14 protein-coding genes are annotated in these 22,510 nt (G+C 36.9%); 10 read left to right on the top strand and 4 right to left on the bottom strand.

Features of this window, described 5'->3' with window-relative positions; genetic code table 11:
* The first annotated feature begins 233 nt into the window (after nt 1-233).
* The 3 genes from IPH52_10055 to IPH52_10045 all read left to right on the top strand — a co-directional run bounded on the left by IPH52_10055 (nt 234) and on the right by IPH52_10045 (nt 4,807).
* Nucleotides 234-743: a hypothetical protein gene (locus IPH52_10055; GenBank protein MBK7055382.1), complete on the top strand. Its 510-nt coding sequence runs from the start codon at nt 234-236 to the stop codon at nt 741-743.
* Nucleotides 744-944: 201 nt separating this feature from the next.
* Nucleotides 945-4,556: a Helicase associated domain protein gene (locus IPH52_10050; GenBank protein MBK7055381.1), complete on the top strand. Its 3,612-nt coding sequence runs from the start codon at nt 945-947 to the stop codon at nt 4,554-4,556.
* A complete protein-coding gene (locus IPH52_10045; protein ID MBK7055380.1) occupies nt 4,514-4,807 on the top strand; it encodes a hypothetical protein in 294 nt (97 codons plus the stop codon). Before IPH52_10050 ends, IPH52_10045 begins: the two co-directional genes overlap by 43 nt.
* A 206-nt stretch (nt 4,808-5,013) precedes the next feature.
* Here the strand turns inward: IPH52_10045 and IPH52_10040 are convergent, their stop codons facing one another.
* Both IPH52_10040 and pbpC read right to left on the bottom strand, forming a co-directional pair.
* Nucleotides 5,014-5,892 (bottom strand): pyridoxal-phosphate dependent enzyme, encoded by an 879-nt coding sequence (locus IPH52_10040; GenBank protein MBK7055379.1) that lies wholly within the window; start codon nt 5,890-5,892, stop codon nt 5,014-5,016.
* Entirely contained in the window at nt 5,889-7,949 is a 2,061-nt protein-coding gene (pbpC, locus tag IPH52_10035) for a penicillin-binding protein 1C (GenBank protein ID MBK7055378.1), read from the bottom strand. Before pbpC ends, IPH52_10040 begins: the two co-directional genes overlap by 4 nt.
* Nucleotides 7,950-8,033: 84 nt before the next feature.
* On the opposite strand from pbpC, the gene IPH52_10030 reads away from it, so the two are divergent.
* From IPH52_10030 to IPH52_10020, 3 genes are all read left to right on the top strand, one after another.
* Nucleotides 8,034-8,546, top strand: coding sequence for a hypothetical protein (locus IPH52_10030; protein MBK7055377.1), 513 nt, complete (start codon nt 8,034-8,036; stop codon nt 8,544-8,546).
* A 203-nt stretch (nt 8,547-8,749) separates the two neighbouring features.
* Entirely contained in the window at nt 8,750-9,835 is a 1,086-nt protein-coding gene (locus tag IPH52_10025) for a DUF1554 domain-containing protein (GenBank protein MBK7055376.1), read from the top strand.
* Nucleotides 9,784-10,089 (top strand): DUF1554 domain-containing protein, encoded by a 306-nt coding sequence (locus tag IPH52_10020; protein MBK7055375.1) that lies wholly within the window; start codon nt 9,784-9,786, stop codon nt 10,087-10,089. The genes IPH52_10025 and IPH52_10020 overlap by 52 nt, the downstream gene beginning before the upstream one ends.
* Nucleotides 10,090-10,103: 14 nt before the next feature.
* Here the strand turns inward: IPH52_10020 and rmuC are convergent, their stop codons facing one another.
* The gene (rmuC, locus tag IPH52_10015; protein ID MBK7055374.1) at nt 10,104-11,558 is read right to left on the bottom strand and encodes a DNA recombination protein RmuC; all 1,455 of its coding nucleotides are present in this window, start codon (nt 11,556-11,558) and stop codon (nt 10,104-10,106) included.
* Nucleotides 11,559-11,759: 201 nt separating this feature from the next.
* On the opposite strand from rmuC, the gene IPH52_10010 reads away from it, so the two are divergent.
* Nucleotides 11,760-12,686 carry an acyl-CoA desaturase gene (locus IPH52_10010; protein MBK7055373.1) on the top strand — a complete coding sequence of 309 codons (927 nt, stop codon included), beginning with the start codon at nt 11,760-11,762 and terminating at the stop codon, nt 12,684-12,686.
* Nucleotides 12,687-12,915: 229 nt separating this feature from the next.
* Here IPH52_10010 and IPH52_10005 read toward each other — a convergent pair whose 3' ends face one another.
* Entirely contained in the window at nt 12,916-13,086 is a 171-nt protein-coding gene (locus tag IPH52_10005) for a hypothetical protein (GenBank protein MBK7055372.1), read from the bottom strand.
* Between the two features lie 248 nt (nt 13,087-13,334).
* Here IPH52_10005 and IPH52_10000 point away from each other — a divergent pair, with 248 nt between their 5' ends.
* The 3 genes from IPH52_10000 to IPH52_09990 all read left to right on the top strand — a co-directional run bounded on the left by IPH52_10000 (nt 13,335) and on the right by IPH52_09990 (nt 22,510).
* Nucleotides 13,335-13,661 (top strand): hypothetical protein, encoded by a 327-nt coding sequence (locus IPH52_10000; protein ID MBK7055371.1) that lies wholly within the window; start codon nt 13,335-13,337, stop codon nt 13,659-13,661.
* Nucleotides 13,662-13,746: 85 nt separating this feature from the next.
* The gene (locus IPH52_09995) at nt 13,747-22,035 is read left to right on the top strand and encodes a hypothetical protein (protein MBK7055370.1); all 8,289 of its coding nucleotides are present in this window, start codon (nt 13,747-13,749) and stop codon (nt 22,033-22,035) included.
* A complete protein-coding gene (locus IPH52_09990; protein ID MBK7055369.1) occupies nt 22,028-22,510 on the top strand; it encodes a hypothetical protein in 483 nt (160 codons plus the stop codon). The genes IPH52_09995 and IPH52_09990 overlap by 8 nt, the downstream gene beginning before the upstream one ends.

Genomic DNA, 22,510 nt, shown 5'->3' with positions numbered 1-22,510 from the left:
AAACGAGATATGGCGGTTAGTGTTGGTTAGTTGAGACTTTATGTTCTTGAAATCCCCTGACTTTTAGAACTTGTTTAACTTAGTAGGAGCAATCCCCTTTGGCAAGAGTATGAATTTATATTACTAGTTATTTTGAGTAATATATACTTTCCCTTGACAAGAATTCATTCAAAAACAGAATTACTTTGTCTTTATGGTCACTACATAAAGACATTTTCCGTTTTTCGAGTATTATGCACCAGAATAAAATTACAGATAAACTAACTTCTATCCTTGAAAATGCAAAGGCTTGGATTGAAATAAAAAAGGAAATGGATTCCCTTTTGCAAATAGAAGGAACTGTATTTGCGGGAAAACTATTCGAAGAATTTACTAAGCTTTATTATCTACACGAGCCATCAGTCAAAGATGATTATATCAATGTATGGTTATACAACGATATACCGCAACCAATCAAAAAGAAGCTTGGTCTGGGAAAAGTAGAGCATGGAATAGATTTATTATTGGAAGATAATGAAAATCGATTCATTGCGGTTCAATGCAAATATAGAACTGATGAATCTATTTTTCTACATTGGAAACCGGATTCCATTGCACACTTATTTGCGTTTTGTCCTAAAGCAGATGGGTATATTGTATTTTCAAATGTATCTGGAATCGACCAAGTTTCTATTACAAGAAATGAGCATTTTACATTCTATGGAATCTCTGATTTACTCTCGATTCAAGATTCAACCTTTTAATCAATATACCAAGCGTTATTCGGCAGAGTAGAACAAAAGAGTTTAAAGTATTCTCCAAAGGAACATCAGCTAACAGCGATTAACTCAGCGATAGAATATTTTCAATCTAATACTCGAGGGCAATTAATTCTTCCTTGCGGCGCGGGTAAAACTCTTACTGCACTTTGGATAAAAGAAAGGCTAAATGCAAAGAATACTCTTGTGTTAGTTCCGTCGCTCGCACTGCTCAGGCAAATTAAAAATGATTGGGCAAAACAAAAATCAAATCCCTATCATTACATTTCTGTTTGCTCAGAAAAGGACATCAATTCAGAAGAAGCTGATTCTCTAGTCTCTCATTCGTATGAAGTAGGTGGGTTTGTATCTACTGATCCAAAGGAAGTTTTTTCTTTCTTAAATCGAAATGTGGGTAAAGTAGTTTTCAGCACATACCAGTCATTACCCGTAATTATTGAATCTATAAAAGACTCTGATTTTAAATTTGATTTAATTCTTTGTGATGAAGCGCATAAGACAGCAGGAACCACACAAGGCTTATTTGGATTAGTCCATGATAATATAAAACTTCCAGCAGCCAGAAGACTTTATATGACTGCGACTCCAAGAGTTGTGAGTGATACACTGAAACAACGAGCGACTAACGACGATGAATTTCTCTACGATATGAATGATGCAAAAATCTTTGGCGAAGAAATCTATCGAATGAGTTTTAAAGATGCGATTGAGAAAAACATCTTAGTGGATTATAAAATCATCGCCATTGGTGTCAAAGATTCAGAATTACGGGAATTCATTGAAGAAAGAAGATACGCAGGCTCGGATGAATTTACAATGGAAGACTGGGCAAATAATTACGCTCTAGAAATTGTAATGAAAAAATACAATGCCAATCATGCTATTACATTTCATTCTAGAGTAACCTATGCAAAGAAATTTTCAGAACGACATGCAAAACTTTTCAAAGAAATAGATTCTTTTTATGTAAGCGGAGAACAGCATACGAGTGAAAGAGCCATTATCCTCAATCAATTCAAAACTTCCGAAAAATCCATCGTCGCAAATGCGCGCTGTCTAACGGAAGGTGTAGATGTTCCAGCAATTGATTTAGTTTATTTCTGTGATCCCAAGAATTCAAAAGTAGATATAGTCCAAGCTTCCGGTAGAGCACTCCGACTAGACCATTCTCGCAATAAACAAATCGGGTATATCGTCGTTCCAGTATTCCATGTAAACCAAGACAAAGTAGAAGATGCAATCGTAGAAAGCCAATTCAGAAATCTAATCTCTATTATCCGCTCTCTCTGTGACCAAGATGAACGGTTGCAAGAAGAAATAAATTCCATCGCATTTGGAAAAGGTAAAAAATCAAAATCATCGTCTCATATTGAAGTTTCCTTTGAGTTAAAGCAGGAAGAAAAAATCTTCTTGGAAGGATTTGGAGAAAAACTACAAAACTCTATCTTTGACCAAATCATTGATAGAACTGCAAGATCATGGGATTTGCAGTTTATGAAGTTTAAGGAATATTTAGAGACAAATACTATTGATTTTGTATGGGATTCGCATGAATTAAATTGGGAAGAAAACTTTGAGAAACTAAAAGAATACCGATTAACACATGAATATGAGCCATCGAAAGAAGATGATGCAGTTTTAAGTCAATGGTTAACAGCTCAAAAAAACGATAAACGAGAAGATGAGTTCTATAAAAATCGAAGGCAACGAATTGCTGACTTAAATTTCAAAGGAAGTTTACAAGATAGAAATTGGGAGGAAAACTTTGAAAAGTTGAAAGAATATCGTTTATCGCATGATTACGAACCTTCGAAAGAAGAAAATGCATATCTTTATCAATGGCTTCAAATTCAAAAAGGTAAGAAAGAAAACGAAGAAATTTATCAAATCCGTAAACAAAGAATTGCTGATCTAAATTTTAAAGGCAATTTTCAAGATAAAGTATGGGACGAAACGTTTGATTTGCTAATAAGTTATTTGAAAGAGAATAATTATAAGTATCCGAGTCAAAGAAATAAGGAACCTGTCGCCCATAGATTAGGTGTTTGGTTTTTAAGAATTCGTTCAGATTACAAAAAAGGATTGCTAGAAGAATACAGATTAGCCAAACTAAATTCGATTAACTTTCCGTTTGAGCCATTTGAATATAGATGGGATGAATTTTATGAAAAACTTAAAAAATGGTTTGTTACGAATGAAGAATTTCCTTCTCGAAGTGATAATGAAGATATTTATAACTGGCTTAGAAATCAGGTAGATAAATTTGTTAATAAAACTTTAGATGAATCCAAACGAAAATTATTAGAAGAGTTAAATTTCAAGCAATTCATTGATAGGTTTGAAAATAAAAAAACAGATGAGAAAATTTGGGATGATACTTTTCAGGAAGTAAGAAAATTCAAAGAGTTAAATGACTGTTTTCCTATTTATGGAAAAAAGAATAAAAATGAGATAGAATCAAGGTTAGGCGTTTGGTTAGTTGCCCAGCGACAGAAATATAAAAAAGGAAAACTTCCTCCAGAACAAATACAAAAATTAGCAGAGATAGGCTTCGATTGGAGAAATGCGAATGAAGTATTGGAAGAAGCTTGGGAAAATAAATTTCAGGCATTAACTAATTTTTATGAGGAGAACAAGCGTTGGCCTACCTTTAATGAAGGTTCGATCGGACAATGGTGTGCTGCTCAAAGAAATTGGCTGAAAGGTCAATCTCAAAATACTTCGGAATATCCAAAAGAACGAAAGGAAAAATTAGACTTGATAGGATTTCCTTGGGAACCTAATGCACATGATGAAACTTGGGATGAAAAGTATCAAAAAGTTAAAAATTACTTTGTTGAGAATAATACAGATAAACTCCCGGTTAACATTAATGGAAAGGGTAACAATCTTTATTCTTGGTTAATGAATCAAAAAATGTTCTTCAAAAAAGGAAAACTAGAATCAGATAGGATAGAAAAACTAAAAGAGATTGGAATTGATTTTGAAAATGAAGTGATGCTTGAAAGAAATACAAAATCATGGGATGAAAATTTTATTGAATTAAAAAGTCAAATGGAAAAAGGTATTTTTAAATCTACTAACGAAGACGGCTCTACTCCAGTATTGTATCGATGGCTCACGCGGCAAAAGGCAATATACAAACACGGTAATTTAGAGAAAGAAAAAGTCAATTTGTTAAAAGAAATTGGCTTTGACCTTGAAAATGAATCAGAGACTGAAAAAATTGAAAAAACTTGGGATGAGAACTTTGCTCTGTTAAAAAAACAAATTGAGAACGGCAATCTGAAATCTAAAGATGAAAAAAGTGAGAATGTAAGAAATTACTGGTGGCTAAAGCGACAAAAAAGAAAATACAAAGAAGGTAATCTTGAAAAGGAAAAATTTGAGCTTTTGCAGTCAATAGGCATTGATTTCGAAAATAACCGAATGATTGAAGAAAAATCATGGGGTGAATATTTTCTTGAATTAAAAAGTCAAGTTGAGACAGGGACTTTCAAATCTACTGATGGAAAAGGAAATACATCAGCTATATATAATTGGTTAAAAAGACAAAAAGCTAAGTACAAAGAGGGTATTCTTGAGAAAGAAAAAATTAAAATTCTTAGCGAAATAGGAATTGACCTTGGAAAAGATCAGATTTTTGAAAAAAATGATAAGTCTTGGAATGAATACTTTGTTGAATTAAAAAATCAAATCGAACAAGGAAATTTCAAATCTACAGATGAGAATGGAAGGGTCACTAAATTATATAAATGGTTTACGCGGCAAAAACAAAATACAAAGAAGGAAAATTAGAAAAAGAAAAAATTGATCTTTTAAAAGAAATTGGCTTTGATTTAGAAAATGATTCGGCGAAAGAAAAGTTATGGGATGAAAATTTTATAGAACTAAAAGATCAAATTGAGAAGGGAATATTTAAGTCTGCTGACGAAAATCGAAATCCTACAAAAATTTATGGTTGGCTAATGCGGCAAAAGGCAAAGCATAAAGATGGAATGCTTGAGCAGGATAAAGTTGAAAAACTAAAAGGGTTAGGAGTGATTTAGTGAAAGGAAAGTAAGTATACTTTAATTCAATTAAAACGAACTCTGGAAATAGATAAAATATGGGAACTCCCAAGCCTCACCTTAAGATGCTCGGCAGCAGCAAAATCCTGCCAATCCTATAAATCCTGATTCAGACAATGAGTTTAACAACCGAGATAGAGTAATTCTTTTCCCATATTGCTAAGAAAAGAAGAGAAAGAATAAACCTATTCAAAATATTTCAAGTGATTCAATAATCCGCCCTGGTGTAAATAAATTCCTTTTCCTTTGAGCTTTTGCTTCTTGATATAATCAGTAACGGTAAATAGTGTTTTGCCGGAGTAGACTGGCTCTAATGGGATTTGTTTTTCTTTCCATACTTTACGAATCCAGTCTTCGAGTGTTTTATTCTTACTTGCAAAGGCGGGTGAAGTAGTTGGCTCTAGGATTTTTAGTTTTGAGATTATTGATTTATCTAAGCCTAGCTTTTCTGCATTAGCGGCTAGATCATTTGGTATCTTATCTATTTTATTTCCGATTGCGACACCAATTAATTGAATCTCTTTTTCTTTGAAGTATGCGAGTGCGGATAACACAGTAAATCCGGTTCCAATATCAAAGAACAAATAGTCAGGTAAGTTTGTTTCTTCCAAATCCTTCCAAAGGAGGTTAAGTCCCTTTAGCCCCGCTTCATGAATTCCAAATTCAGGAATTACAAATCCATTCGGAAATCCTTTTTTAAATTCATTGATATAGAACTCTCGATTTGACTTAGAGCCGGTATGAATTACCGTATCTGAAAATCGTTTACTTAAAATGGAATCAGCAGTGATTAGATTCCGATCATTCGTGTAGAATAAAGTATGAACCGTAAATCCTTTTTGTTTAAATACAGTAATGAATGTCGCCATAAAATTAGAATGTGGATTTCCATAGATAAGCACATCTTTGATATGACCGCGCTCTAAGAATTGAATCAGTCCGTATATCTTCTTTAGCTTCACTCCAAAACCTGCAAAGGTCTTGTCTTCTCTTTTGATATAGAGTTCAAAACTTGGATAAGATTCGAAAAGTTCTATAGGAGTTTTCTTAAAATAGTTTATCATCTTACTTCAAATACCACTTCGTCTAAAATTTTGTCCTTTTTATTTTTAATGGATAATTTGTATTTGCCTGTCTTTGGATGCCAGAGATAAATCCCTTTTACTTCTTCAAGCTTTTTACCATTTAACACCCAGTAAACGCTTTTATCTGTTTTGCTTGATTCAAAAAATATAGCCTGGTTGTTCTCCGGTATATCAGGATCTACCGCAATAATAGTATGATTTGCTGGATACGTAATTCTCATCAGGCTAGTTTTATTTTGAATTTCTGATTTAATAAATACATTCTCGCTCTTAGGATGTTTCGTTTGTTCTACTAAGATTTCTCCTTCAGAAAGCCGATTCATTATATCGCGCCAAGCAGGAGCTGCTCCCGTAACACCGCTTACATTCCACATAGGCTCACCTGAAAAATTTCCTACCCATACTCCCACCGTATACTTATGATTATACCCAATACACCAATTATCTCTCATATCTTTGCTAGTTCCCGTTTTAACACTGCTAGTATGTCTTGTTACGAGAGGGTTTTCTAATCCAAAGCTAAGCGCCCTTGCTTCTTTGTCAGAAAGAATATCACTGATTATTTCCGTTGCTTCTTTGGTAAAAATTTTCTTCGTTACACTCTTAGGATCATCTTCTTTAATTCGAATTTCAGAATAGACTCCTCCATTGGCTAATACTCGATATGCGTTCGTCAATTCCTTTAAGCTAATATCTAAAGAACCTAGAGCCAAAGACAAACCATAATAATCCGCTTCTCTTAATTCAGTAAATCCCAACTCTCCCAACTTAAATACAAATTCATCCAGGCTTAACATTCCCAATACTTTCACAGCAGGAACATTCAAAGAAGAAGCAAGAGCTATTCTAGCAGAAACATCTCCGTGAAAAGCATCCTGATAATTCGAAGGACTATAAATTCCTGTTCCTACATGTATATCAACCGGATTGTCGTTTAATATCGTGTTATCCGTTATGATTTTATTTTGTAAGGCAAGCCCGTATATAAAAGGTTTGAGCGTAGATCCAGCCTGCCTTCTTGATTTTACTCCGTCAATTTCATAGGCAGAGGAAGTATCTCTTCCTGCTCCACCAACATAGGCAAGCACATTACCGGTGTTATTCTCTAATACCAATACTGCTCCGTCTTTTACGTTTTTACTTTTTAGATTTAGTAATTGTTTACGAAGAATTTCTTGTGAAAAGATTTGAATGTCTTTATCAAGTGTAGTCTTTAACTCTTGCACACCTGTTTGATTTAGTTCGTGCGCAATATGATAGGTAAAACCATTTCGAGGTTTTATATAATATGTCCTCGAAAATATTTCTCGCACTTTTCCTTTAATCTTATCACAGTCTAATTCTTTTTCTTGCTCTCTTGCAATATAACAGGCTCTCTCTACAATGCGAGATTCTTTTCCCGAAGGAGATTTAAAAAAAGACACAATGATGCTAGATTCTATTTCATTTAATCCATGCGCTTCTTTTTGAAAGAGTGCGCGAGAGGCTGCATCGATTCCAACTAATTCTCCTTTAAAGTTCACCAAGTTTAAATAGGCTTCTAAAATTTCTTCTTTCGTCCATGCTTCTTCGATCTCTTGCGCATAACGGATTTGGTCCCACTTCTGAGAAATAGATCTACCTCCCGCTTTTCCTTTTAGCCTTATATCAAGAATGGAAGCGAGTTGCATTGTAATCGTGCTACCTCCCCTTTTGCCTCGAAAGGTAAAATACCGTAATGCGCCATCGGTAATAGCTTTCCAATCCACACCTTTGTGTTCAAAGAAACGTCTATCTTCTGCAATGAGTAGAGAATGAATGACTGCCGCAGAAATGCCATCTAGACTCACCCAATTCATTCTACGGCTGATTTTATTATTTCGTATTTCATGGAGCGGCTTACCATGCCTATCCAAAAGTATCAATTCAGAAGATCGAACAGATTCCTTCACAGTTCCAAAATCAGGAATGTCCTTTGATAAAATGGATTGAACAACAATCAAACATACAAAGCCTATTCTAGGCAAATACTTGGGAGTCATAGCCATAATAGTCATCTATGGACTTTGCCAGCTTTTTCCAATCCATTTTCTAAACTATTCACCCTCCCGAGTAATTACAATCGAAAGGAAACGTTAATTTTGCTAAAAAAGTTCTGGAAAAAGTTTGTATTAGTTTTAAAACTATCTTTTGTAGAGGAAATATTGAATATTTTAGATTATTCGAACACTAAAGAATATCCGGTTGCAATAGAATTTTATGAAGCAGGTGGTCCGGTTGCATCTGGGTATAAATATCTCACGCAAGTTAAAGTATTCAGCAAAGCGGAGAAGATTTTTTTGAGCTATAAAGAGGTGAGAGACTTTGTAAGTCCGAAGCCTCGGCTTGTTGTTTCTAATGAGAAAGAACTTTCGCTCGAGGTGTATAAAGAAATTTTAATCGATCTAATGAATCACCAAGTAACGAGCCTTAACCACAACTTTATCTCTGATCTATCAATTGAAGTGAAACCAAATTTCTTTTCCTTTACGTTAGGCGATACTATTAACGTTCGATTTGATTACTTACTCTCTCATAAAGACACTCCAGAGTTTGAACCATATGAGGATATAATCCAATCCATGAAGAATCTACTCTTTTCCAATTTAAGATAACGCTTATAAGAAAGGCCTATGTCGAAAAATGGTTTGTCCCCACAAGCTAAGACCTTAGTTTTCAAGTCGATTTGAATTTTTAATTGAAATCTGAAAGTATAGCATTAGCTAGTTGTTAATCTAAGAACAATTACATTGATTAAAAAAAAGAAAGGAGGAGATATTGAATTTATCTTTTCTCTTTTGCATGGAAGGAGTGATTTATGAAATTTATTCAAAAGCATACTTTATATTTTTTTATTGCATTTCCTATAGTAAGCTGCATACCGAATTTGTCTCCTGATTTGGCTAATATCGCTTATCTTTCATATCTCCTTCGGGTTCCTACATCTGTTTCGAGTTCAAGTTCAGCTCCTCTTACGCAAACTGCTATTCCAGGCAGTATTACTCTTACGCCCACAGCAGGACTTATTACAACGGAATCAGGACTCACTGCGAGTTTTACAGTCGTATTAGATTCTCTACCAACAGCTAATGTGGTAATTCCAATTTCTAGTTCCAATACCGCAGAAGGAACAGTTAGCATAACGAGTCTAACTTTCACACCGGCTAATTATAATACTCCACAAACAGTTTTTGTAAATGGAGTCAATGATGCAATTGCCGACGGAAGTATTTCTTATAAAATTTTGACCGGAAATGCAATTAGCACAGATGCAAACTATAACGGATTAGATCCATCTGATGTAGATGTAATTAACGCCGATAACGATTCTATTGGAATAACTGTAAGTGCCATCAGTGGAAATACAAATGAGTCTGGCCTCACTGCAAGTTTTACAGTTCGACTAAATTCTGCGCCGACTGCCAATGTGACCATTCCCATTTCTAGTTCCAATACCGCTGAGGGAACGGTTAGCACTGCAATTTTAACCTTCACACCGGCTAATTACAATACTCCACAAACAGTTTTTGTAAATGGAGTTGATGATTCCGTTGCAGACGGAAATATTAATTACAACATTGTGATTGGTAATTCAACCAGTGGTGATGCGAGTTATCATGGACTCAATCCAGCGGATTTAACTCTTACAAATATGGATGTAGGAGAAAAACGAACATTTATTTCTTCCTCTACTTTGAATGGAAACTTAGGTGGAATCGCAGGAGCCGATGCACTCTGTAATTCAGATGGAGCAAAGCCTTCCATTCTGCCGCATACATACAAAGCAATGATTGTGGATGGGACGAATCGAAAGGCTTCCAATACAGCAAATGCAGGCGATGGTCAAGTTGATTGGGTTTTTTACCAAATACTAGTTATTTTAGAACTGACGGAACAACTCTAATTAAGACAACCAATGCAAATAGTATTTTTGTGTTTCCTTTGACAAACTCCTTTGATACTCCGGGCATTCCTTATTGGACTGGTCTTAATACAGACTGGACAACTTCGTCAAACCGTTGCGCTACTGACTGGACATCGACAACGGGTAATGGGCAAGCTGGTCAAGCAACAATGCTCACAGTCGCAAGTATCAGCGGAGGTGGTCCCCCACCATGTAATGCAGCCCTCCCACGTTTACTTTGCGTCCAGCAGTAAACAACAATTATCCACTAATCCTCTTCTAAACCAAGTAGGTCTTCCGGAAGTGCTTTGCTTCCCTTGCCACCTAGGCTTTCAATCTTCCGTGCACGATTGATTAGATTTCCTTTTCCCGTAGAAAGTTTATTAAAGGCAGAATGGTAAACTTTGTCTGTATTCGCAATAGAGTCTCCGATTTTTTTCATGTCCTCTACAAATCCTTGAAACTTATCTAGCATTCCACCTGCTTCTTTTGCAATTTCATTTACGTTTCGATTTTGTTTCTCTTGTTTCCAGATAACACTGATTACGCGCAAGGCTCCGATTAAAGTTGTAGGAGTCACGAGTAAAATATTTTTATCAAAAGCATGATTGTAGATTCCTGGGTCTTCATGCATAGCGAGTGAAAAGGAAGGTTCTATTGGAATAAACAATAAAACGAAATCAGGAGTGTTGAGTCCTTTTAGTTTAAAGTATTCTTTTGCGGAAAGCATTTTAATCTGATTATATAAAGAATCAATATGATCTTTTAGGTATTTGGCTTTTTGTTCTTTGTCGTCTGTGCTACAATAATTATCATAAGCAACAAGAGAAACCTTGGAGTCGATAATCAGATTTTTGTTGTCGGGAAGATTTACAATTACGTCAGGGGTATAACGCTTTTCATCTTCAGAACTAAACTGTTGCTGGATAGTATAATCTCTTCCTTTTTCAAGTCCTGATTTGTCTAGAATTCTTTCTAAGATTCCTTCCCCCCAATTTCCTTGAGCTTTATTATCTCCTCTGAGCGCATTCGTTAGATTACGCGCTTCTTCTGTCATGGAGGTATTCAATTTCTCCAAAAGAGAAATCTGCTCTTTTAGAGAACTAGTTTCTTTTGCTTGCTCTATACGAGTGCTATCTACTTTCTTCTCGAATTTCTCTAGATTCTCTCTGAGCGGTTTCAGGATAGTATCCAGTGTTTCACCCGTTTGTTTATTAAAGGAAGAAGAATTATTCAGTAAAATTTGATTTGCAATACTCTTAAATTCATCATTGAACTTTGTATTTAGTTTTTCGATTTCTTCTTTTTGTTTTTTCATACTCTCTTCGAGCGTTTTAAATTCTATATTTCTGCCTGAAAGATTTTTCTCTAGTTCAATGGATTTAACCTGAAGCGATTTGAATTCAGAGGTTAAAGAATCATATTTTGCTTCCAATTCTTTATTGCGATCATCGGATGATTTTAACTCAGAGCTTCTAGTTGCCAAATCCTTTCCGAGGTTGCGAGTCATATCCTCTTCTGTTTTAAGAAGACGCTCTTTATCGTTTAAAGACAAAGTCGCCTGCTCTAGCTTAGTCTGTAAAACGGCATTATCATTTCGAAGGGCATTTAACTCTTCCGGGCTAACGCCATTTACTGCTTGGTATTTGAATTTGGCTAAATAAAAGCCTCCTAGACCGAAAATGATCATTACAATCAGGTTTGTGATGAGAACTAGTTCCAAGTATTGCTCCTTTTTATGTCATATTAGTAGGGTATAATCTCTAAAAATACAATTTTTTCTATTATAAAGCTATCGCCGGACAAATTAGAACTTAAAATGAATTTTTTTTGCAACTTTTTGCTCTTAGTTTGCATCTCAAGGAGAAGACGAATAGGGTTAACTAACCCTGTTCAGTTTAAATAGATATAAAAGGTGGGATTAATGGAAACCCAAATAGTAGAAAAAAGCAAAGTAGGATCGTATATTTCATTGGTTGCATTTATACTGATTTCATCATCGGTTTTATTCGTATTCACCGTTCCTTTCACATGGGGACTTTTCTGGTTAGCGGTTGCATCTTATTTCGTAAGAATGTTTGCCGTAACCGGAGTTTATCATAGATATTTTTCGCACAACGCATATAAGACATCGCGGGTAATGCAGTTTATCCTTGGATGGCTTGCTTGCACAACTCAACAAAAAGGTCCACTCTGGTGGGCAGCTCACCATAGAATGCACCATAAGTATTCTGATACAGACAAAGATTTACATTCTCCTAAGCTAACAGGATTTTGGAATTCTCATATGCTATGGTTTCTAAAAATGGAAAATGACGCGTATGATATTAAGCTTGTTAAGGATTACGCTAAGTATCCCGAGATTGTTTGGTTGGATAAATACCACTGGGTCCCAGCTTTAGTATTCGCAATTATACTTGGAATGTTTGGCTTTCCAGCTTTAGTGTATGGATATGCAGTCGCTACTTTTTTCTTAGGACATGGAACTTGGACAATTAATTCTCTAACTCATATCATCGGTAAACCAAGATTTGACGCTGGTGACGAAAGTAAAAACAATTGGTTCTTAGCTATCATCACTATGGGTGAAGGCTGGCATAACAATCATCACTACTATAGACATTCAGCTAACCAAGGATTTTATTGGTATGAATATGATTTTACGTATTATATTCTTAAGCTAATGAGTTTTGTAGGACTAGTTTGGGATTTGAAAAAACCTCCCGTGCATGTATTAGAAGAAGGAATGAAACTAGACGCTTTGAGAAAAGGAAAGAAAGAATTCAAAAATCTTTCTGGAGAGTGGGTTCCTGTTACAGTTAGAATTCCAACAGCGCAAACGTCTGGTTAACCCCTATACATATATTCCATAACCGTATCCACGCTGCCGCTAAATAATAAGAAACGGATTACCAGGCGAAGGCGAAGGTATGGAATACTTGGAGCGAAGGGTGCACTGTCCCCCCTTCGCTCCAAGTATTCGCGACAAACGCCTTCGCATGTTCATCGGTGGTAATCTTCAAAAATTCAACTTATTATGAAAAAATGTGGGTAAAGTTATATGGGAAGCCGGGGAGAGGTCATAGGTCAATATTCTCAGGATAAATTTCTTCAGGAACAATATAAGACATTCTAAGCTTCGGATCTCTCTTAATTGAGATTTTAGATTTTGTGATCACCTTTTTGGATTCTTTCTCTTTCGAATCATCCTCTTCTTTCTTTGTAGTCTCTATTTTAGTTAATGTTTCCATTTTTTTCTGCCTACCTCAATAAGGCGGAAATCATTCTATTCATTATGTCAAATTAGTCAACATAAAATTGTCTATAATTTATTGACTTGGTAGGTATTTTTATTACTTATTAAAAGTCTCTTGAATGCTATGAACATGATTTATAGGATTTTTCTGCTCGAAATATAATACTATTCTATTAAGAATATAATAACTAATAATAATTTTTTTACTAATTCTTTTCGTCATATATGAATAGGAAATATATTATGAAACGCCGCTTCTTAGAATTATATAAATGGACTTCACTAATTTCATTAATTTTAATTCCGTATTATATTCACAGCGCGCGTATTGATAGAATCCTAAACAACTATACTCAAAAGTCTAATGCAATTTATCTGATAGTAAAGAGTCAGAAATCTACTTCCATTGATATGAATCGAAGTATAGAACTTATTCATTCAGAAACCGGAAGCATAAACCATTTACAAATAATCATTTTTTATTCTATTACAGAAGAATTTAAAAGTATTTCTCGCACTCGAACTTTCTACATAAACTCAGATATTCCACCTCCTCCTTCCTTCGTTTGATTCATTACAATTAGCTTAGCCTCAATTTACCTTATAACGTTAAGGACAGGGCACATCACGTAAATCAAATGCATAGGAGTTACCAATGAATTCATATCCCTTGAGAAAAACAAAAAAATATTCTCATACACAAACTATCAAGAAAGGAATTAATTTTGCCTTTATCCTCATCATAGGCTTATCATTTTCCAATTGCACTGCTTGGCCAGCTATAGCAGCCCTAATTGGATTAACTGGCAAATCCAGTAGCACTCCGCCTCTTATTTTTCCTCCGGGTAGTTCATCCACTAGTCCCACAGGAAATGCAAATACTCCAACGCCGGAGAATCCGACTACGACAACGCCAGCTACACCAACAATACCTTCCAATACTCCAACACCAGCACCAGAAACTCCAACGGTTATTACAACCCCAACAGCGCTACCAAGTAATATAAAACTTGCGACAACTGCGACTACCGGGTATTTTGCGGAAAATGCAACAATAAATATAACCGTTCAATTCGCCGAAGCAGTTACTGTCACAGGAACCCCCCGTTTAACATTAAATAATTCTGTGAGTATAAACTATCTTTCAGGAACTGGAACCGATACATTGACTTTTACCTACACTGTGCAGGCAGGAAATGGAGAAGATATTGTAGGACTAGATGCAGCAAGTCAAACTGCTCTTAGCCTGAACGGAGGCACCATTCAATCAGTAGCGACTAATACTGATATGACTCTAACTCTCCCTGCTCCCGGAGCGACCAATTCTTTTGGAAATGGTAAAATTATAGTAATCGATACAGCCGTCCCGTTTATTACGGGTATAACATCAAGTTCATCTGACGCAGTATATGGATTAGGCGCTATTATCACAATTCAAGTATTATTCTCAGAAGTAATCAATGTTGCGGGAGGAACACCGCAGTTAACATTGGAAACTGGAACAACCGATAGAACAATTAATTGTAGTTCTGGAACAGGAACAAATACTCTTAGCTGTATCTATACAGTTCAAGCGGGAGATGCAAGCGCAGACCTAGACTATATCGCTACAAATTCATTTTCTTTAAACGGCGCGACTATTCGAGATGGAGCATTACATAATTCAGTTTTAACATTAGCCACTCCAGGTGGGACAAACTCGCTAGGTGCAAACAAAGCAATTGTGGTTAATACAAATTTACCTTCTATTGTAAACGTTTCATCTTCTCTGGCTAATGGTGCTTATACAATAGGACAAATTATCCCAATACAAATTACATTCAGTCAAGCTGTGAATGTAACAGGAACTCCTCAATTGACTTTAGAAACTGGTGCAACAGATTCTATTCTTAATTACACTTCCGGAAGCGGAACAAATACACTTACCTTTAATTACACTGTCGCGTTAGGTCATGGAAGTCTAGATTTGGATTACATTTCTACCTCTGCTCTAACACTAAACGGTGGAACAATAAAAGATTCTGGAAATGTAAATGACGCAATATTAACATTAGCCGCACCCGGTGCAGCAAATTCTTTAGGAGGAAATCGATCTATTATAGTAGACACAAATAGTCCAGCAGTATCTGGCGTAACGTCCTCTACACCTGACGGAAGTTACAGAGCAGGACAATCCGTTTCAATTCAAGTCAACTTCAATGAAAGTGTAGTAGTAATTGGAACTCCGCAATTAACTTTAGACAACGGAGCAGTCGTAAATTATTCATCCGGTAGCGGAACATCTACATTAACCTTTACTTATACAATCGGTGCAGGACAAACTTCAAACGATCTAGATTATCAGTCATCCACTGCACTTTTTCTCAATGGGGGAAGTATTTCTGATTCGGCGGGCAATGCTGCTAGTTTGACATTAGCCGCACCAGGATCTACAAACTCTCTAGGATCAAATAAAGCAATCTCAGTAGACACAACTTCAGCCGCTGTGACTAGTGTTAATTCTTCTACCTTAGACGGAAGTTACAGGTCAGGTCAAACTATATCTATTCAAGTAAATTTTTCAGAAAATGTAACTGTAACAGGAACTCCAAATCTAACTCTTGAAACAGGAGGAACTGACGCTGTTGTTAACTACTCCAGTGGCAGCGGCACATCGACATTAACCTTTACATACACAATTGGAGCAGGACATACATCGAATGATTTGGATTATGCATCGAATGCAGCACTAACCCTATCAGGTGGAACAATCAATGATTCAGCGGGTAATAGCTCTAATCTCACACTCCCGACACCGGGAACGACTAATTCTCTTGGTGCAAGCAAAGCAATCGTTATTGATACGACTTCCCCTACAGTAACAAGCGTTAATTCTTCAACTCCAAATGGGACATACAAAACGGGAGACGTAATTTCAATACAAATAAATTTCAGTGAGAATGTAACAGTAACAGGAACTCCTCAGCTCACACTGGAAACAGGTGGAACAGATGCAGTCATAAATTATGCAAGTGGAACCGGCACATCATCATTAACCTTTACCTACACAGTTGTCGTAGGCAATGCATCGAGTGATTTGGACTATGTAAACACGACCTCACTTGCCTTAAACGGAGGAACAATAAGCGACGCTGCCAGCAATGCTTCTACGTTGACATTAGCCGCTCCCGCAACAGCAAATTCTCTCGGAGCAAACAAAGCAATTATCATAGATGCAACCTCTCCAACAATTACAAGTGTAAATTCCTCTACCGCAAATGGAACTTACAAAGTAGCACAAACGATTTCGATTCAGATAAATTTTTCAGAAAATGTTACCGTAACAGGAACTCCCCAAATTACTTTAGAAACCGGCACTACAGATGCTATTGTTGATTATGTATCCGGTAGCGGCACATCGGCATTAACCTTTACATATACAATTGGAGCTGGGCAAACGTCCAATGACTTAGACTATCAATCGACAACAGCCCTAGCATTAAACGGAGGAACAGTTAAGGATAGTGCTGGTAATGACGCAATATTAACATTAGCCTCACCATCAGCAGCTAATTCCCTAAGTTCAAATAAGGCTATCGTAATCGACACATCTTCTCCGAGCATAACCGGTGTTACTTCATCCACAGCAGACGGGACTTATGGAGTTGGACAAGTAATTTCAATCCTAGTTAGCTTTAGCGAAGCTGTAACAGTAACAGGAACTCCCCAGATTACACTCGAAACAGGAACTACAGATGCAATTGTAAACTATGCTTCTGGTAGCGGCACATCTACATTATCCTTTACCTATACTATCGGAACAGGACATGCCTCTGGCGATTTAGATTATCAATCTACAACAGCTTTAGCGTTAAACTCAGGGACAATTAAAGACACGGTTGGCAATGACGCAATATTAACATTAGCCACACCAGGAGCGGCAAATTCTCTTGGTGCAAACAAAGCCCTTGTAATAGATGCAGTTTTCCCAACTGTGACAGATGTAACTTCCTCTACAGGGAACGGAATGTATGGGATTGGACAAAGTATTTCGATTCAGGTATCATTTAGTAAATCTGTTACAGTCACAGGCACACCTCAATTAACTCTCGAAACAGGTGGATCTGACGCAGTAATAAATTATGCAAGTGGAAGTGGAAGCAATACATTAACATTCACTTATACAGTAGCCTCCGGACATACTAGTGCAGATTTAGATTACCAATCTACAGCAGCTCTTACACTTAACGGTGGAACGATTCGAGATAGTGCGAACAATAACGCAACATTAACATTAGCCGCCATGGGTGGATTAAATTCATTAGCCGCAAACAAAGCTATAGTAATAAATACTACTACACCCGCAGTTTCCTTTTCTGCTGCAACGTCTTCCGCAACAGAGACAACAACAACTGTAACAATACCTGTGATTTTATCAGCAGTATCCGCATTATCTGTTACTGTAAATTATACTGTAACTGGAGGAACTGCAACAGGGGCTGGAACAGATTATACTCTTGCAAATGGAACCTTAACTTTTGCACAGGGAGAGACTTCGAAGGACATTACAATAACAGTTGTAGATGATGCGCTAAGAGAAGCGGATGAAACAATTATTCTAGGAATTTCAAATCCCGCGAACGCAACCCTAGGTGCTACCACTTCTCATACATATACGATTAACAACGATGATCCGCTACCAACCGTTCAATTTTCCGCTGCGACTTCTTCTTCGGGAGATGAATCTTCCACCACTCGAACTGTAGAAATAACTCTTTCCGAGGCTTCCGGGCAGACAGTTACAGTATCAGTTTCTGATTCAGGTGGAACAGCAACTTCTGGAACAGACTATACTTCTCTTGGCTCTCCGGTGACAGTAACTTTTAGCGCAGGTGTGATAGCGCAAAATATAAATATTCCGGTATTACAAGACTTAGAGTATGAAGGCAATGAAACGATTCAATTAACTTTATCCGCACCTTCGAATGCAACGCTAGGAGGAACGACTGCTCATACTCTTACTATAACAGATGATGATGTAGGAATTGCTTCCGCCGAAACAATGGATGCGGATAACGACGGTAAGATTGATCATTACAAGCTAACCTTCTCAGAAGCTGTAAATGATTCAACATTTCCTGGATATGCTTTGAATAGCCTTGGAACTGCTCAAACTAATTGGTTAGTTACCGGTTACTCAGGAGTAGTCTTAGCGCATGGCTCTGCTGCACCAGAAGCAGATTCTTTAAATGATTCGATAATTTATTTAAGGTTTAACGAAGGAGCGATAAGCGATACAGACGCAAAGCCAAATTTAACAACGACAGCGACCCCCAATCTTATAACTGCTGGCAGCAAAACAATTGGTAGAATCTATACTGCAACCGTAATAGAAGCAGATAGAGCAAAACCAGTATTAGTCTCAGCAAACGGACAAACTGGGACAACTTTAATAACACTAACCTTCTCTGAACCGATATGGACGGCAACTGGAATGCCTGCTTGTGGAGCGGGAGGGGAATTAGGATCGGCTGATTTTATTTATAATAATGTGAGTGGGAATAATGCTTCTAGTTTGGTTAGCATGGGTGCGGATACTTGCGGAACTGATTTGGTTGTAAGCGTAAATTCAAATTCAGCCTTAATGCCAGCGGATAACACAGATACTATCGTAGCGACCTCTGGAATTTTTGATGCAGCGAATAATAATGGTAATCCGACCGTTAGAGCAATAGTAGTAACTGGCGGGCCAACCATTAGCAGTATCGACTTATATGATACAAATAAAAATGGAAAGATCGATCAAGCAAAGATTACATTTTCGATTAATGTAAATGATGCAACGATAGACGACGCCGATGCTTCTCGTTTTACCGTTGGGGGCATTGCTGCAATCAAAGTGGATACCGCCACAAGTGGAACAGGACTCAATGCTTCTCCCAATAATGATACAGGAACTCCAAATGATTCTGTTGTCACAATTTTTACAGATGACTTCACACTTTCAGGAACTGACCTAAAATCGATTAGTTTCTCACAAAATACAGGAAGGTGGATGGGCAATGGCACAGAGTTAGCAACGGTTGCCATTTTAACATCTGTAACTAACGACAAAGCTCCTCCTGTTATTCTAACCGCAGTAGCAGCAGAGAATACAATCGCATCTGCTAGTGTAGACAATGATGATACTTTAGTGATTACATTTTCAGAAAGCACAAACAAGCCTACAATTAATTCTGGAAATATTGCCAGTATCTTAAATCTTTCTAATTCGCATGTCTGGGGTAATGTAACTTCCGCAACTTGGAATGGTCCGGGCGATATACTCACTCTTACGTTTGCAGGCACAGGGAGTCCTACGGTTGCAGTTGGAGACTATATTACAATTGTTGGAACGATAACCGACACAGCTACAGTCCCAAATACATCTGTAAATATTCCATCAGTAAATCCAATCAGTGGAAACTTTAGCGTGCAAGCACCTTCTATAAGCTCTGCTTCTTCTACTAGCGCTACTACAATCCGTGTTGTATATAACGAGAATGTTAATAATGCAGAAGCAACTACACTTGGAAATTATAAAATAGCATTATCAAGCGCAGTTACTGGAAATTGTAATGACAATTCAAATTTCTCATCTGCTGCCAATTTAACATTTTCTGCCATTGTGAAAGTCGATGATAAAACCTATGATTTCACTACATCTAATCAAACAAGTGGAACAAGCTATACAGTCTTAGCAAATAAGAACAATATACATCATAAAGATTATCCTTCTTATACTATTACCTGTCCTAACAATGCAAACTTTATTGGTCAAGAAAAATTACGAGTAACAAGTGTTACCTGCTCATCCCTGACTTCTCTTGTGGTAACATTTTCGAAGCCAGTAAATTCTGGAATGAATGTATCTGGCTCTGCTGAATGTAATACAACAACAGAGTGCAACAAACGTTATGTGATAAAAGGTATCGTAAGTGGCACAGAAGTTGGCAGCATGTCACAGGCAAAGATTTTAGATGGAACAGTGTGTGGAGGTCAAACAGCTAGTAGTTCAAAAGTTTGTATTACGCATTCTCTAAATCAGAATGGAAGTATTTATACACTTGTAGCGGCTAACGCAATTGATAGCGATGGATTTAATGATTCGGCTTGGAGTGCAATTCAGTCTACAGCAGAAAATTTACAAGCAAGTCCAAAAGATAGAGCAAGTTTTACTGGATGTGGAACTACTCCGCATAATTTCGTTGACGGTCCTGTTGTCACAGATCCGTTTGGAGATGGAACTACATTTGGATATTTGAACAAATACCAAAATAAAATTTACATAGGACCCAACCAAAAAGGAAATGGAGCAACTCGGTTCGAGGCGGATGACTCTTCTCCTGAGAACCTAACCTTTGAATTATTAAAAGATTCTACAGGCTCTAGAACGTCAGGTAGCACAGCATCAGCACCATTTGCTAGTATTGGTTATACAGGTTGTACGGCAGATAATTCCTCTGCGGTAGGATGTGGACCTAACGATGAAAACGGTAGGGGCTTATTTGCTACTGGAACTTTTGGAGGAACGGAGTATTTATTTATAACCGGTGCAAATACGGCGGGTAATAATGATTATCTGTATTTTACACCTGACTTAGATTCAGTTCTAAACTTTAATTACATAGATGCAAGTTGGGTGTTTGACAATTATGATCCAACTTGTAATGCAACTTGGAGATCTAATGTAACACAAAACCAAGTAACAGAATCCATTCACGTGTTTAATGGTAAAGTGTATTGGAGTGTTCCTGGAGATGGGACTAACAGACCATTTGCCGTTACAATAGGATCTCTTACAAATGAGGTTACTTGTAATAATTCGACTAATGCCTATTTGAATATGCGTTATATGTCAGGGGTTGGAAGACTCCACGCAACTAAACCGGCACAAGCAGATATTATGGGTGGGATTTTTAATTCCTTTAATGATCGTCTTTACTTTGCAAATTCGGGATCCATTTCTTATAATAAAGCATCCTCTCCAGTTTGTATTGAAGGAAGCACTTACTCTGCCGGAGTATGTGAACAGACAGGTGGAATTGTTCGATCTATTAATAATAATCCTGCTGGATGTACGTCCGCAGGCGGTTGTCCTGATTGGGTTGACATTACTCCAAGCTCAGTCGATTACAAAAAGTATTTTACAATTGGACTCGAGGCTATTACCGATTTAATCCCAGCACAAAAACCAATTCCAAATATGGAAACATACAAAAACAATTTTTACTTCATTCGAAATGCATGCACGCAAGCACTTTGGGATGATGGAACTGCCACTGGTGGTGATTCCAATAATAATTGTGGATTTAATGCTTCTTGTGGGACAACAAATAAAAATGATAAGGTTTGTCCACTTGGAGCAGAAATTCCTCAGTTATGGAAATGTGTTCCCAATCTTAGTGGATCAGCTACTGAATGCGATGCGGATGATTGGTCGTTAGTCGCACAAAATGGGACAACAGGTAAAACAAACCTCGGTGATGCGAATAACACAAAAGTTACTATGCTCAGTGCAAATGGAGATTATCTTTATGTAGGTTTTGATAATGCTACCACAGGAATCGAAGTATGGAGAACAAATCTAGCAAACCCTTCTAGTGTAGGAGATTTTTCTCAAATAGGCGGGGACGGTTTTGGAGCAGGAACATCGATTACGGAAGTGTATTCTCACGTTTCCCTTCAAAGTGGATCTATCTATTACTTGTATCTCAGCGTAGGAAAAAATAGTATTCCTGTTCGGGTGCATAGACAACAAAATGAGGCTCCAGTAGTATTTGCTATTGAGTCTATCAATACTATGCTAGCCTACATAAATCAAGGGAATAATGCACAGTATTCGATTGGTTTGGGATTTTTGATATTGGGAATTCTAGCTTTCTTTACATTCAGAAGATTTTTTGGAGAGCTAAATCATGAATAGTCAAATCAAATTTTTAAAACTTTCTCTCATGTTTTGGGTAATACTGGTTAACTCCTTTTACTGCACGGGAGAGAGCGAAGATAGAGCAGACAATGAGAATAGACAGCTAAACTTAGATCCAGCAAGTAGGTCAATATCTCCCCAAAAGGAATACACAAAAGATAAACCGGCAGAGTGGGCTCAAATAGCTAATGACCATTTGCCTGAAATTGTTTTTGAAAAATCAAAATCCAAAGACAATGTAAAGGTAAAAGTCCTTGGTCGGAAATTTTCCGAAAGGCATTATATTGAAATCATTGGACTAATGGACGAGCATAAAGCGGACATTGACATCAAACACTTTGAACGAGGCAACAACCCAATTGCTATACTTACGCTCAACCAAAAAGAGCATAATCCAGAAACAGTAAAAGTTTTTGCTAAATGTAATTTGCACGATCTCTGGACAGTTCCCTTGATTTCAAAAGAAGAATAA

Source organism: Leptospiraceae bacterium (assembly GCA_016708435.1).
Lineage (GTDB): Bacteria > Spirochaetota > Leptospiria > Leptospirales > Leptospiraceae > UBA2033.
This window is presented reverse-complemented; position numbering and strand designations above follow the sequence as displayed.

Coding starts and splice junctions, on each gene's coding strand:
- IPH52_09995 (MBK7055370.1), top strand. CDS start 13,747: ATGAATTCATATCCCTTGAGAAAAACAAAAAAATATTCTCATACACAA.
- IPH52_10025 (MBK7055376.1), top strand. CDS start 8,750: ATGAAATTTATTCAAAAGCATACTTTATATTTTTTTATTGCATTTCCT.
- IPH52_10010 (MBK7055373.1), top strand. CDS start 11,760: ATGGAAACCCAAATAGTAGAAAAAAGCAAAGTAGGATCGTATATTTCA.
- IPH52_10005 (MBK7055372.1), bottom strand. CDS start 13,086: ATGGAAACATTAACTAAAATAGAGACTACAAAGAAAGAAGAGGATGAT.
- pbpC (MBK7055378.1), bottom strand. CDS start 7,949: ATGACTATTATGGCTATGACTCCCAAGTATTTGCCTAGAATAGGCTTT.
- IPH52_10040 (MBK7055379.1), bottom strand. CDS start 5,892: ATGATAAACTATTTTAAGAAAACTCCTATAGAACTTTTCGAATCTTAT.
- IPH52_10045 (MBK7055380.1), top strand. CDS start 4,514: ATGGTTTACGCGGCAAAAACAAAATACAAAGAAGGAAAATTAGAAAAA.
- IPH52_09990 (MBK7055369.1), top strand. CDS start 22,028: ATGAATAGTCAAATCAAATTTTTAAAACTTTCTCTCATGTTTTGGGTA.
- IPH52_10055 (MBK7055382.1), top strand. CDS start 234: ATGCACCAGAATAAAATTACAGATAAACTAACTTCTATCCTTGAAAAT.
- IPH52_10000 (MBK7055371.1), top strand. CDS start 13,335: ATGAAACGCCGCTTCTTAGAATTATATAAATGGACTTCACTAATTTCA.